The 14,029-nt window shown below is 57.9% G+C and carries 12 protein-coding genes; 10 read left to right on the top strand and 2 right to left on the bottom strand.

Features of this window, described 5'->3' with window-relative positions; all coding sequences use genetic code 11:
* Positions 1-29 precede the first annotated feature (29 nt).
* The 10 genes from IEW09_RS10910 (at position 30) to IEW09_RS10865 (ending at position 10,632) form a co-directional block, all read left to right on the top strand.
* Positions 30-1,595 (top strand): hypothetical protein, encoded by a 1,566-nt coding sequence (locus IEW09_RS10910; protein WP_188554154.1) that lies wholly within the window; start codon positions 30-32, stop codon positions 1,593-1,595.
* Between the two features lie 38 nt (positions 1,596-1,633).
* Positions 1,634-2,740 (top strand): ABC transporter permease, encoded by a 1,107-nt coding sequence (locus IEW09_RS10905; protein WP_188554153.1) that lies wholly within the window; start codon positions 1,634-1,636, stop codon positions 2,738-2,740.
* A gap of 69 nt (positions 2,741-2,809) precedes the next feature.
* On the top strand, positions 2,810-4,351 hold the full coding sequence (locus tag IEW09_RS10900; RefSeq protein ID WP_188554152.1) for a hypothetical protein: 1,542 nt from the start codon (positions 2,810-2,812) through the stop codon (positions 4,349-4,351).
* A 461-nt stretch (positions 4,352-4,812) separates the two neighbouring features.
* Positions 4,813-5,247: a 50S ribosomal protein L13 gene (gene rplM / locus IEW09_RS10895; RefSeq protein ID WP_188554151.1), complete on the top strand. Its 435-nt coding sequence runs from the start codon at positions 4,813-4,815 to the stop codon at positions 5,245-5,247.
* 99 nt (positions 5,248-5,346) lie between these two features.
* Positions 5,347-5,742 (top strand): 30S ribosomal protein S9, encoded by a 396-nt coding sequence (gene rpsI / locus IEW09_RS10890; protein WP_188554150.1) that lies wholly within the window; start codon positions 5,347-5,349, stop codon positions 5,740-5,742.
* A 313-nt stretch (positions 5,743-6,055) separates the two neighbouring features.
* Positions 6,056-6,967 (top strand): 30S ribosomal protein S2, encoded by a 912-nt coding sequence (gene rpsB, locus IEW09_RS10885; RefSeq protein WP_188554149.1) that lies wholly within the window; start codon positions 6,056-6,058, stop codon positions 6,965-6,967.
* 120 nt (positions 6,968-7,087) lie between these two features.
* Entirely contained in the window at positions 7,088-7,750 is a 663-nt protein-coding gene (gene tsf, locus IEW09_RS10880; protein ID WP_188554148.1) for a translation elongation factor Ts, read from the top strand.
* 204 nt (positions 7,751-7,954) lie between these two features.
* Positions 7,955-8,596: an NAD(P)-dependent oxidoreductase gene (locus IEW09_RS10875; RefSeq protein ID WP_188554147.1), complete on the top strand. Its 642-nt coding sequence runs from the start codon at positions 7,955-7,957 to the stop codon at positions 8,594-8,596.
* A gap of 52 nt (positions 8,597-8,648) precedes the next feature.
* Entirely contained in the window at positions 8,649-9,353 is a 705-nt protein-coding gene (gene pyrH / locus IEW09_RS10870) for a UMP kinase (protein ID WP_188554146.1), read from the top strand.
* Between the two features lie 130 nt (positions 9,354-9,483).
* Entirely contained in the window at positions 9,484-10,632 is a 1,149-nt protein-coding gene (locus IEW09_RS10865) for an acyltransferase family protein (RefSeq protein ID WP_188554145.1), read from the top strand.
* Between the two features lie 547 nt (positions 10,633-11,179).
* Here the strand turns inward: IEW09_RS10865 and IEW09_RS10860 are convergent.
* Complete coding sequence (locus IEW09_RS10860) at positions 11,180-12,442, bottom strand: lactonase family protein (protein WP_188554144.1); 1,263 nt, start codon at positions 12,440-12,442, stop codon at positions 11,180-11,182.
* Positions 12,443-12,551: 109 nt separating this feature from the next.
* Positions 12,552-13,805: a lactonase family protein gene (locus IEW09_RS10855; protein WP_188554143.1), complete on the bottom strand. Its 1,254-nt coding sequence runs from the start codon at positions 13,803-13,805 to the stop codon at positions 12,552-12,554.
* Positions 13,806-14,029: the final 224 nt, after the last annotated feature.

The raw sequence follows: 14,029 nt of genomic DNA, 5'->3' as shown, positions 1-14,029 counted from the left end.
TGCCGGTCATCTGTATAGAAAGAGGAAGAGTGCGCCTTCCATTTCCAGAGAAGATACCCCTTCAGTACGCGGTCGCCTTTGCCGCGCTGATAGCTGTTATTCAATTGATTCAGGGGACTGACCCTGCGTTTTCTCTGTGCTTTTTTCTTTTTGTCGTCATAACAGCAGTTACGTTCAATCTGGCTGGCGGGTTGACCCGTCCCTCGGGAGGATATGTCTTCTTCTACTCCGTCCTCGCCGTAATCGCCGGTGTTTGCTGGAAGGTTGTTATGGGGGAACCGGCTGATTCCAATCTGACTCAGCCTCTTTTGACCATGGAAGCAATTTTGGGCGGCATGGTCTCGATGTGTCTCGCGGTATTGGTAAGCCGCCGGTTCAGAAGAAAGATTCCAATCCTGCCTGCCCTGACGAATGAGCGGTTATTGCAGGCCTCGATCGGAAGTTTAATTACCGGTCTTATCATAGAGGCGATCATTCTTTTCGTACCTCACGAAAGTGGGTCAGCCCTTGGTGCATTGACCCAGCTCAACGGTTTTCTGCCGCTGGCTATGATTCTTGGAGTCATCTACGAGATTCGCAGGAGCGGTGGAACTCGCAGCATTAATATCCCAGTTCTTATCTCCGGCTTCACCATCTTCTTTATCGGGGTCATTGGCTTCTCCAAGCAGGGGATGTTTACTCCTCTGTTGTGCTGGGCTGTAGCTGCCGCCTCTCAGCGCTATCGGCTTGCTCCTTACAAGCTCCTCCTTTTTATGGGATTCGTGGTATTTACCGGATATTATCTTGCCCCTTATTCCCAATATGGAAGAAATTCCAAGGTCTACGCTACTACCGCCGCCGACCCGGAATCCGGCCCTCCGCTCTCTCCAATGGGCGCTTTTTTACAAAATATAGATACATCCTTCTCCTTACTTACCCAGTTGGAACATGTTCGCCAACTGGATAAGCAGGTGGAAGTGCCAATGCGAGTTGAGGGGATGCCGGCTTATTACAATACTGAGCAGGGCATGTTTGACCGTCTTCAAATGATTGCCGTCGACGATGCCATCATTAATGTGACGGAACAACGAGGCGCCTTTGGCCCTGCGCCGATCTTCTGGTCCTTCGAAAACCTGGTCCCTCACTTTCTCTGGCCGGGAAAACCGGAACTCAAGCTGGGAAACATGTACGCCCACGAAATTGGCATGCTGGACCCGGATGATACAACGACCGGTATCTCCTTCAGCCCTATCGGAGAAGGTTTTCATCTCCTGCGCTGGACAAGCATCTTTCTCATTCTGCCCCTCTTGTGGATTGCGCTCTTTATCTTGTTCGATTCACTTTGCGGCGATATTCGAACCTCTCCGTGGGGGTTGCTGGCTCTTGTCATCTTTGGCCATTTAGCTCCGGAAGGCGGCATGAACGGTGTGATCTATATGCTATGGTTCGGTGCCATCAATGTAAGTCTGGCTGCGCTGGCGGCTGTCTATGTCATGCCGCTTCTCGGATATATCGCGACGGGTTCTCGGGAGACCAGATCCCGTCGTAACGTCGCAGTGCGCAGCATTGCGCGCCGCCCTCCTGTGATTCAGTCTTCTGAGAACGCCAGTCTGTAAAGCTCTGTTGGTATCGCTTCCCATACACTGGTACTGGTATGAATAAACTGGTTGTCGGTAATCTCGTCCATCGCCCGCTGCGCTCTATTATCAGTGCCTTCGCTGTAGCCATCGAAGTCATCATGATTCTCTCCATCGCTGCCATCATGCTCGGTCAGCTCAATGGTCAGCGCGTTAATCAGAGCGGTATTGGCATGGACATGATCGTGCACCCCGGAGCTGCCACAAACCTTATCGGCATGTCCGGTGCCGCTGCATCGATTCAGGTTGCCGATGTTCTGCGCGGTCTGCCGCATGTCGAGGTCGCTGCGCCAGTCAATATCCAGCTCGTTGCTGGTAAGACACTCGAAAATATCTATGGCATCGACTACGCCAGCTACAACGCTCTTCGTCCGTTCGTCTTCGTAACTGGAGGGCCTTTTCAACATCCGGACGACGCCATCATTGATGACCTCGAGGCGGCGAGGGGAAAGGGTTTCAAGGTCGGTGATACCATCGAAATCCTTCACCACCCCTTCCATATCTGCGGCATCGTCGAGCACGGCAAAGGCGGACGCAAGTTCATCCCCATTACAACGATGAACGAAATTGGCGGAACTCCCGGCAAGGCGAGCATGTTCTATCTTCGAACTGAGAATCATCCCCAGTTTCAGGACGCCGTTCGCAAAGAGATATTTGCCACTCCCGGTATGCAGCAGTACAACATCGAAACCCTCGATGAACTGCTCGCGAACCTCTCCCCCGAGAAGTTGCCCGGCTTCAACATCGGCCTCCGTGTCGTCATCGGCATCGCTGTGCTCATCGGCTTCCTCGTCATCTTTCAGTCCATGTACACCGCCGTCATGGAACGCACTCGAGAGATCGGCATCCTCAAATCGCTCGGCGCGTCGCGTTTTTACATCATCACGGTAGTGCTGCGAGAGACCGGGTTGCTGGCCATCTCGGGCATCGCCCTCGGGGTTGGCCTCACCTATCTCATGCGAACCATCTTTCACTACAAATTTCCGACGCTGGCCTTTGCCGTTACACCGGAGTGGGTTCTGGCTGCCGTCATCATCGCCTTCAGCGGCGCTATCCTGGGAGCCTTTTATCCAGCGATCAAGGCCTCGCGCAAAGATCCTATCGATGCCCTCTCGTACGAGTAATGCTTCATTGCTCTCCATCTTGAATTTTTGTTCTGCGCAGTCTCAAAAAAAGGACAAGGGGATAGTTGCTTGATCAATAGAGCGTACAAGTTCATTCTGCCGCTTCTCGGGCTCTGGCTCGCCGCCTGGATCGTCTTCTCCTGGGCGGCCATTCAGGATGATGCTCTCATCCACCTGCGCTATGCGGACAATCTCTTTCGTACGCATTTGATCACCTACGACGGCATTCATCCCAGCTATGGAGCCTCCAGCCTCCTCTACGTTCATGTCGTTGCCTTCCTCTCCGGCTTTATCTCATCGCCCAATCTTCCTCGTGGCGTCTCCAGCTTCATGCACATCTCGCTCTTTCTGATCACGAGCGTCATCCTTGTTCGCTTTATCCCGCGAGAGTCTCTCCGCACGCGCCTCCTTGGCCTCGTCCTGCTCTTTATTCTGGTGGCGCCATCTGCGGTCCGCTGGCTCGACGACGGCATGGAGACCGGCTTTGCGCTCTGCTTCGTCGCGCTTCTCTGCATCCTCACCTTCCAGCAGTCTCGTCGCAGCACCACAACGCCTCTTCAATATGTTGTGTTCGCGGTATTGGCCTTCTTCACCGTCCTCTTGCGCACAGAGCTGGCTCTGCTCTGCGGTGTCATCTTCGCAATGCTTGCCTGGCGGCAGATCTTCGATGGCGGCAAACGTTCCTCGCAATGGGTTGGTGCCGTTCTTCGATCGAGCCACGTTCTGGTAGGCTGCCTCTTCGCCCTTCTGTTCATCGTTGTGACCATGCACTCGCTGTTGCCGGATACCGCGCTCGCCAAGTCCGGGACAGCTTCGTGGGCGGCCTTTCACAATGCAGCGACCGTTATCGTAGGCGCACTTACCTTCGGCCTTGGCCTCTTGGTCTTGTGGCTGCTTACGGTTTTCTTTCTGTTTCGCGCTGGACGCTTCTCTATGCCGACGCTCTTCGCGAACCTGGTCTTTCCCACGGTCCTTATTCTGGCGGCAACTCGCGGACAAGAGATTCAGGGAGCACGTTATCTTGTGTGGACTTACTTTTTTTCCGTCCTCTGGAATCTTCTCGAGCTTGGCTCGATCAATCATGATCGCTCCAATGTGAAGCGCCAATCTTATCCGCTCGTCTATGCCTTTATCCTGCTTCTTCTCATTGCGCTCCCGTTCGAGTGCAAGATTATGGGCCAGGTCCTCAACACGCGCGCCCATACGATGAAGATCTTCACAGGCCAACACCTCGACGTGCTTGAGGGCAAGCAGGGAATCGCCTCGGACGTCGGCTACATCGGTTACTTCTCGAAGGCCAACATCTGCGACATTGCCGGCCTGGTCGATGGAAGAGACTTCGCCCGCCTCACCGCAAGCCAACGTCTTGCCGACTGCGCCGCCAGCCACCCCGACTTCGTCTTCGGCAACCTCGGCCAGGTCAAGTTGATCACCAACGCCGCACAAGGGTACGACTGGCAGGTCTGCGCGCACTATGACTTCGGCAATGTCCGCACTCCCGATAGACACTACCTTGTATTGCCTGGAGCAACAGCGGCTCAGACCTGCCAGGCGGTCGCTGGTGCCACCCCATACCCCTTGACCGCTCTCTACACGCAGCAACACGAATAGTCATCAAGCGAAGCGGAGCGGCTCCGAAGCTCAGAGGCGGCCCATTGACCGGGCCGCCCCCTGTCGCATTTTCATTGACTCTTTCCCGGCTTTTAGCTAATCTTGAATCTCGTGCAGTCTCGCATCCGTGCGTCTATGAAGGCCTGTCCTCATAGATAAGGCGGATGAAAGAGATACCGTGGTGGACTCACTTGGGGCAGTCAGCGCAGCAAGGCCGCTCCCGAAGCACCCACTTCCCAGGCTGATCTTTCAAGGCTTTGCGCGACGCCCCATGCGAATGGCCTCTTTTGCGTTCGAGGATGCTCTCGGATGTCCGGTCTTTCGTGCTGTCATCGGTAAAGTCTGAGAAACAAAGAAGTTGTACGGAATTAAGCATTAGAAGCTGTAACACACATTCGATCGACCATTCTTCAGAAGCACGCCGAACAATGAAGACGGCAGAACCAAGGAGTAACAGAGCAATGTCCACCATCATCCCCAGCGGCAAAGACATCAAGCGCAAGTGGTTTGTCATCGATGCCAGCGGTAAGACGCTAGGCCGCCTTGCCACCCATGCCGCCAGCCTTCTCGCAGGCAAGCTCAACCCGCTGTACACCCCCTATATCGATATGGGCGATCACGTCATCATCATCAATGCCGAAAAGATCGTCCTCACGGGTCTCAAGTCGGACACCAAGCTCTATCGCCGTTACACCGGATTCCCCGGCGGTCTGCGTGAAGAGTCCTTCGTCAAGCTGCTCGCCCGCCGTCCTGAGGCGATCGTCGAGCAGGCCGTCAAGGGCATGCTTCCCAAGTCCAAGCTGGGCCGCCAGATGGCCACCAAGCTCAAGGTCTACAAGGGCAGCCAGCATCCGCACCTCGCCCAGCAGCCCGAGCCGCTGGAAGTCGTCGCCTAAGTTTGTTTTCAAGGGATTAGCAGCAGGCTTTAGCCTGCTGAACAAAATGGGGCAATGTGGGGCTTTAGCCCCGGGCCCTTCAAGAGTTCAAGGAGCACCATGGCAGATCTGATCCAATACTACGGAACCGGCCGTCGCAAGTCTTCGATTGCGCGCGTCTTCCTGCGTCCCGGCAGCGGCAACTTCACCGTCAACAAGAAGGATGTCGATGTCTATTTCGTCACCGCCCAGCAGCGCGCTGCCGCTCGCCGCTCGCTCGGCATCGCCGATATCGGCGAAACCTTCGACGTTATCACCACGGTTCGCGGTGGCGGCGTCATGGGACAGGCCGACGCCGTCAAGCTCGGTATCGCCCGTGCGCTCATGGAGTTCAACCCTGAGCTGCGTAAGGCGCTCAAGGCAGAAGGCCTCGTTACCCGCGACTCGCGTGGTAAGGAGCGTAAGAAGTACGGCCAGAAGGGCGCTCGCGCTCGCTTCCAGTTCTCGAAGCGATAAAAAGAGCCTTTCAGCAAGGTCTTTTGCAGTTGCTTTTGTTCTTGCAGTGTTAAGGGCACGGCTTCAGCCGTGCCGCTACTTCTCACCTCGGCGGTCGCGGCTTTAGCCGCCGAGGTACAGTTTTCGATTCGGCCTCGATGTTCTTCCGGTCCGGATCAAAAGAAGCATCCGGCGAAAAGGTATCGCCGTTAGCACCACCCTTCCAGCGCATCGGAAGGCAAGGAGTTAAATCTCCCGCGCTCTTGCATGAAAAGCGGGATCAATCCAGGCACCGGAAACAATTCGGTCCGGCTGTCTTAACCAAGGAGCCTCTATGGCAAGTATCACAATGAAGGAACTGCTCGAAGCTGGCGTCCACTTCGGGCATCAGACCAAGCGCTGGAACCCCAAGATGAAGGAATATATCTTCGGCGAGCGCAACGGAATTTACATCATCGACCTGCAGAAGACGCTGAAGATGTTCAAAGACGCGTCGAAGTTCGTCACCGATCTCACCGCCACCGGCAAGCTCGTTCTCTTCGTCGGCACCAAGCGCCAGGCGCAGGACGCCATCGCCGAAGAGGCCACCCGCGCGGGAATGCCCTACATCAACAGCCGCTGGCTGGGCGGTCTGCTCACCAACTGGGTCACCGTGCAGAAGTCGGTCAAGCGCTTGCAGGAGCTCGACGAGATGTCGACCGATGGCCGCTACGAGCTGCTCACCAAGAAGGAAGTCATCAAGCTCGAGCGCGAGCGCAAGCACCTCTCGACCAACCTTGCCGGTATCAAGAACATGAAGCGGCTCCCCGACGCGATCTTCGTCGTTGACTCCAACAACGAAGCCATCGCCGTCGCCGAAGCCCGCAAACTGGGCATCCCGGTCGTCGCCGTCGTCGACACGAACTGCGACCCCACGGTTGTCGATTACGTGATCCCTGGCAACGATGACGCCCTCCGTGCCATCCGCCTCTTCACCACCAAGATCGCTGACTCGGCCTACGAAGGCGTTCAGATGGTCTCCGAGCGTGCCTTCGCCACCGAAGTCGCCGACGTTCAGCAGACTGAAGTCGCCCCCGAGCACATCGGTGAAGACGGCGAAGTGGTTGAGGTGCAGGCCGCCGAGACTCCAGCAGAGGACGACGATAATGTCGACCTCGAGGCCGTCCTCGGTGGTGGCATCCGCAAGGCGCCATCTACCGCGACCATCGACGAGCCCGAGTCCATCGCTGCCGAGACCGGAGCCTAAGCAACCCCTGCGTTACGAGCGCGCATTATCCAGCCCGTAACAGTGTTTTATTACCTTGATTGGGGGCGCGGGCCGAAGCCTGCGCCCCTTTTCGCAGAAACCGTACCTAAGGAAACTCGAATGTCCACGGAAACCCCAGTAAAGATCGACGCAAAACTCGTCAAAGAACTCCGCGAAAAGTCCGGCGCCCCCATGGGCGACTGCCTCAAGGCCCTCCAGGAAGCTAAGGGCGAGATCGAAGATGCCTTCGTCGTCCTGCGTAAGCGCGGCATGGCCTCGGCTGCCAAGAAGGCCTCCCGCTCCACCAACGAGGGTGCAGTCGGAACCTACATCCACGCCGGCGGCAAGATCGGCGTTCTGCTTGAGCTCAACTGCGAGTCCGACTTCGTCGCCCGCACCCCTGACTTCCAGGAGCTGCTCCGCGACATCGCCATGCACATCGCCGCCACCGACCCGCGCTACGTTCGCCGCGAAGATGTCACCGAAGAAGACATCGCCCGCGAGAAGGATGTCTACCGCGCCCAGGCCGCCGCAACCGGCAAGCCCGCGAACATCATCGAGAAGATGCTCGAAGGCAAGATGAGCAAGTTCTACGAGGAAGTCTGCCTTCTCGACCAGCCCTTCATCAAGGAGCAGACTCAGACCATCTCGCAGATCATTGCCAGCAAGGTAGCCAAGCTCGGAGAGAACATCAGCGTCCGCCGCTTCGCCCGCTTCAAGGTAGGCGATCCCAACTGGACGGTAGCCACCACCGCTCAGATCGCAGCCACCGAAGAGGCATAACCCTCAGCTTCAAGCAGCAAAGAAAGCCCGGACACCAGTCCGGGCTTTCTCATGCCACGACCCCTTGTACAGACTCACGTCATCTCGGCCGAAGGCGGCGCTTTTGCCGCCGCAGTGGAGAGACCCCTGTATTTTTAGCTACGACTCTTCCCGCAAAATCCTTTTCATCTATCCCAACATCTCATCTTCTACGGGAGAAACCACATGCACATCGTCCTCTACGGAGCCACCGGCCATTCCGGCAGCCGCATCCTCACCGAACTCCTCAGCCGCGGCCACCAGGTCACCGCGATCACTCGCAACCCCGCCAAGCTCGCTCCCAAGCCCAACCTCACCATCAAGCAGGGAGACGTAGACTCCGCCGCCGCCATCGCCGCCAACATCAAGGGAGCCGATGCCGTCGTCAGCGCCTACGCTCCACCCGCCGACGACACCGACCAGATCCTTCCCGTGACGCAAAACTTCATCGAAGCCATCAAGCAGGTAGGCGCGTCGGGCAAAGCTCCCCGCTTCATATACGTCGGCGGAGCGGCCAGCCTCGAAATCGCTCCCGGAGTCACTCTGCTCGCGAGCGGCCATCTCCCCGCCCAGTGGCAGGCCATCGCCAAATCTCACAGCGACGCGCTCGCCCTCATCAAAAAGTCCGATATCAATTGGACCAGCTTCAGCCCAGCCGCCTTCTTCGAGCCCGGCCAGCGCACCGGCAAGTTCCGTCTCGGCAAAGACCAGCTCATCAGCGATGCCCAGGGCAACAGCAAAATCTCCATGGAAGACTACGCCATCGCCCTCGTCGACGAGCTCGAAAAGCCGCAGCACGAGCGCCAGCGTTTCACCATCGGGTATTAGCTACCAATGGGTCGATGCCCCAAGCCGCTGCCATGCGATACTTGAATCTGACATGTATAAGCGAGTCCTCCTCAAGCTCTCCGGAGAAGCCCTTGCCGCGGGCAGCGGCTTCGGCATCGACGCCATCTTTATTCACAAAATAGCCGAAGAGATCGCAGCCGCTCACGCGCTTGGCTGTCAGATCGGCATCGTCGTCGGCGGAGGCAACTTCTTCCGTGGCGTAGCCCAGCAGGCCATCGACATGGATCGCGTCGCCGCCGACCACATGGGCATGCTCTCGACCGTCATTAACTCCATCGCGCTGCAAGACGCCATCGAAAAGCGTGGCCTCACCTGCCGCGTCATGTCCGCCATCGAGATGCACCAGGTCGCCGAGCCCTACATCCGCCGCCGCGCCATGCGCCACCTCGAAAAAGGCCGCATCGTCATCTTCGCCGCCGGCACCGGCAACCCCTTCTTCTCGACGGACACGGCAGCAAGCCTCCGCGCCATGGAGATCAAGGCCGACATCCTGCTTAAGGCCACCTCGGTCGATGGCATCTACACCGCCGATCCCAAATCGAACCCCGACGCCACCAAGTTCGACCAGATTACCTACAACGACATCCTCCGCCTCAACCTCCGCGTCATGGACACCACCGCTGTCTCCCTGTGCAAGGACAACAATATGCCCATGATGGTGTTCAGCATGAAGGAGCAGGGAAATATCGTCCGTGTCGTCGGCGGCGAAAAGCTCGGCTCGCTCGTTACTGCTTGAAAACACCGTTTCCGAAGCTCCCGGCATCGACCGCAGAAAGCTGCGTCATTTTCCTGTCGTCTTGACCTCTGCCTGGCGCATCATCCAAGCATCTACGTTAAAGACCAGTTACTGACAGGAAACCTGCACTTTGCCAACCACCGCCACCGTCGCTGCTCCTGCCACCACCCGCAAGCCACCGTTGCCCGCCCTGACCGGCATCCGCACCCTGCTGGCACTCAGCATCGTTCTCTTCCACTTCACGCCCTCGCATCTCGGGCCGCTCTACCCCTTCGTCGATAACGGTTACATCTTCGTCGGCGTCTTCTTCCTGATCTCGGGCTATATCCTCACTTACAACTACGCCGACCGCGGCGCCAGCTTCAACAAGCGCAACTTCTGGGTAGCTCGCTTCGCCCGGCTCTACCCCATCTACCTGCTTGCCCTCATCGTCTCCGTCAAGATGCTCGAAGACGAGTGGGCCGTCCGCAGCCACGCCGAGTTCTGGAAGGGAATCGTCCTTACGCCCTTTCTGCTTCAGGGCTGGAGCCCCAACCTCGCCACCTTCTGGAACACCGTTGCCTGGACGCTCTCCTGCGAGGTCATGCTCTACGCAGCCTTCCCCTGGTTGATCCGTATTCCCTGGCCTAAGACCGCAGGCCGTCTCATCGCGCTCCTGATGGCGATCTGGGCGATCGGAATGGTGCCGCACAGCCTCTATCTGCTGCTCAACCCCGATCACCTCAGCGGTCCGGTCACGCGCTACACCTCGACCTACCTCGTCCGCTTCCTCAAGTACACCCCACTCCCTTACACCTGCACCTTTCTGGTGGGTGTGGTCCTGGGCAAGCTTCAGCATGTACTTTCGATCACCGCGCGCCAGCGCTATGCCATCGCCGCCGCCAGCGTAGCAGCTCTTATGGTCGTCTTCTACGGTCTGGTTGAGCACCTGCCCTACCTGCTGATGCACGGCGGCTTGCTCATCCCGCTCTTTGCCGCTCTTGTCCTTGGTCTCAGCGGAGTCAACCCAGTGGCCGCCGTCTTTGCCTGTCGCCCCTTGCTGATCGTCGGCGAGAGCAGCTATTGCCTTTACCTGCTGCACTTCAATGTACTGATGCTCGTGCGCAAGTACCACCTGTCGCAGCACCTACACCTGGCTGCTCTCGATCCGTGGTTCTCCTATATCTTCGTCGTCCTCTTCTCGCTGGCGGCCTTCCGTTTCGTCGAGAACCCAGCCCGCAGACTGATTCTTACCCACCTCTCCACCCGACCGCGTGTTGCCCAAACCGCCTCTTCCTAAAGCATCGTCTTACGGCTGCTAGGTCATGTGGCGTCAAAGCGTACCGGCGTGTCAAATAGAAGATAAGAAAGAAATTGTCATCCTGAGCGTAGCGTAGTGTAGCCTCACCGCGTAAGGCGGAGTCGAAGGGACCTGCGGTTTGCTCGCGGTGCCGCTATCTCTCGCCGCTCAGCCCAGTTCGCCTCGTTTCTCAAAACCTCTGAGCGAAAAGCCTGTCAAGCGATAAATCGCACAACCCGCAATGAATCAATGACATAAGATTGCAAACGAGTTTCCTTCCAGTTGTTATAGTTAATATCAGCAAACAAAAATAGCAAGGCCCGGCCATTGCGCCGGGCCTTTGCAATTGAGGCAGACGCACCTCGAAGTCCGCGAGAAGGTCATCAGATAAGCCATTTACTTTGAAGACTTTGGTACTTAAGTATGGGGGGAGGGATACCTTACAGCGTCATTAGGGTTTCCGCCACTCCTGCGGAAAGAACGGCCATTGCGGCCAGCAAAAAGCCCCGCACTCGCGGGGCTTTTTTGCAATACAACTGCGTGTTCTTTAGGGGTTGATGATCTGGTTGGGATGGCCGTATGTTCCATTCGCCACAGCCACCGCACAGGTCGGGAGACCGGAGGTGGGGAAGGGCGTGTTCTGGACTGCGGTCAGGCCGCCGTTATGCGAGTTGAGCGCTTCGCCCGAGACTGTTCCATCCAGGTAGTTGGAGACGTACAGGTACTTGCCCAGTGCCGGCTCGATGGCGATGCAGGTGGGGGTGGTTCCAACTGCCGTCGAGGACGAACCTACTGAGGCCACCGGGGCTCCGGTGGCGATGTCGATCGCATAGGCGCTCACGGTGTTGTCGTTGTAGTTGGAGACATAGAGGTACTTGCCGCGTGGGTCGACCGTTACGGCGACCGGGAAGGTGCCCGTAGTGAACGGTCCATTGGTCATCGTGGAAAGCTGTCCGGCGGTACCGGTCAGGTAGCCGTAGAGCTGGTTGGTGGCCTTGTCGGTGACATAGACGAAGCGGGCCGAGGGGTCCTCGGCAATCGCGCTGGGGGTCGTACCGGCAGGATAGCCGTTCCCGATGGTAACGCCGTTCAGAACGACGGTGCCGCCGGTGGTCGGAGTCAGAGCGCCAGTGGAGGTGTTCTCAGAGTAGCCAAGAACGACGCCCAGCGGGCTGGCGGTGGAGGCATTCTCCTGATCCAGTACGTAGATGTAGCTGTTGGTCTGGCTGGCTACGATACCGACCGGAAGGTTGCCGACGTTCTGCGTCGTCGCTGTACCGAGGCTGCCGTCCGAGTTGATGGGGAAGATGGTTACGCTGCCCGGCCCAGGCGACGCAGGCGTGTAGAGCTGCGTGTTGTTGGGGCCGTTCTGGTAGGTGTTGGCTACAAACAGGTACTTGCCGCCCGCATCGATGGCCGCTGCCGTGGGCAGGCTGCCAGTCGTGTTGTAGGTGTTCTTCAGGTACAGCTTGCCGTCGGTTCCAATCGCGAACTCCATGACAGTCGAGTCGTCATGGTTGACTACGTAAATGAACTGGCCGTTTGCGCTGGCAGGGCCGGCAACCAGGGTTATCGGCTTCTTGCCCGCCGGAATCGGGGAGTCAGCCAGCGGTGTCAGGGCACCGGACTGGTAATCGACGGCAAAAGCGCTGACGCCGCCGTCGGTCGAAGACGACGCCGAGAGGGGGGCTGAGGTGGTCACATAGACGTAGGCCAATGTGTAGTCGCGGCTGCACGCCGTTACGCCAAGACCAACTGCAAGAGACAAAATCGAGGCCAGTGCACCACGGCCTATGTTATTCAACTTCATGCTTACCTGGCTCCGGGGCAAATCGTTTCCGCCCGCTTCTGCTGATTCAAAAACAATTCAGGGCTCGTACAGACACCCTGTCCTGTGTCTTTAGCTGCAATACTGCCAGCTAGTTAACATTTCCGCTGACTGCGAGACAGGTCGAAAGCCCTGTCGCGGTGAACTTCGAGCCTCGTCTCAGGTTCGAGAGTTCGCCGGTGCTCTTGTCGAGATTGAACCCGGTAACCGTGCCGTCGACGTTGTTCGATGTGTACAGGTACTGGTTCGAAGGATCTTCGACCATGCACACCGGGCCAGCGCCAACCTGGTAGGGATTGTTGCCGGTATCAGGAATCTCCTGCAGCTTGCCGGTCGTTCCGTCGATGGTGTACGCCGAGATCGTGCTGTAGGCCGGCGCGTTCGAGTTGCTTGACGACTGGTTGGCAACATAGAGGTACTTGTTGGTGCTGTCGACCAGCGTGTAAACGGGATTTGCCGTCTGGGGCAGGTTTGCCACCTTGCCGCCGGTCAGCGTGTTCAGAGCGCAACCAGTGCCGACCGTGTAAGGCAGGATGTAGCCGCCGGGGCTGTCGGAGGTAGCAGCCGCGTCCGTCAGGTAGACATAGGTGGAGCCGGCATTGATCGAGGTCAGCTTGCCTGCGCCGGTTTGAATGGTGGTGTTGGTGGGCAGGGTCAGCTGGCCAGCCGTGCCGATGCTGTACGGGAAGACCGTCTGGTCGCCCGAGTCCACCGTGAACAAGCATCCGCCGCCCGCAACCTTCATCATGATGGGGGTGTTGCCGACCGGGAAGTAGGTGAGCTGAGTGCCGTCCGCGTTCTTGACCTGCTTGTTCGGTACCAGCGTCAGACGGCCAGTATCGTTGGCGACCGAGAATACGGTGATGTCGCCGAAGCAGCCCGAAGCCGGTGCGCCCGTGCTGCAATCCGCAGTGGGTGCGACCTGGTCGAGAACATAAAGGTAGGAGCCGGTGCTGTCCATCTGCGCCCACACAGGAGTCGAGCCCTGGCTGGCGAAGCACTGCTGGAAGGTCAACACGCCGTCGCCGCCGACGCTGAACTCAGCGATGCCGCTGCCGTTGGTGCCGCACTGTTGCGTTCCTGAGTTATTGCCCGACGTCGCGGTAACGCCCTCGTTGACGACATAGAGATATCGTCCACCGGGCCTTACGACGAGAGAGACGGGATTGGAGCCGCCCGAGGTGAAGGGCTCATGCGGAACATCCGTCAGGTTGCCCGTGTAGTCGTCGATCTTGAAACCGGCGATCTGGTTATACTGCGTGCCAAGAACCCACATGAAACCGACGGTGCCGCCACCGCACGCCGTCATGCCCAAACCCATCGCTACGGACACTACCAAGGCCATTGAAACCCGGCCAATCCTGCTCAACTTCATGCGCTTCCTTAACCTCGCCAGTAATCTTGTTCGATCACCTTCTGCCGCGAGCAACTCTGTAGGGATACGATTCCTTCGCCAATTGTAGAAGCTGTTGCGACTTTATGCCACTTCCCGCAACGCATTCCTTGCCGAAGTTTCTGGCCGCCAGCCACCGGTTAGACCACTAGACCCGTTTTGCGGCGTAAAAAGGC

Source organism: Edaphobacter dinghuensis (assembly GCF_014640335.1).
Taxonomy (GTDB): domain Bacteria; phylum Acidobacteriota; class Terriglobia; order Terriglobales; family Acidobacteriaceae; genus Edaphobacter; species Edaphobacter dinghuensis.
Note: the sequence above shows the minus strand (reverse complement) of the source record. Positions and strands in the feature narration are given on the sequence as shown.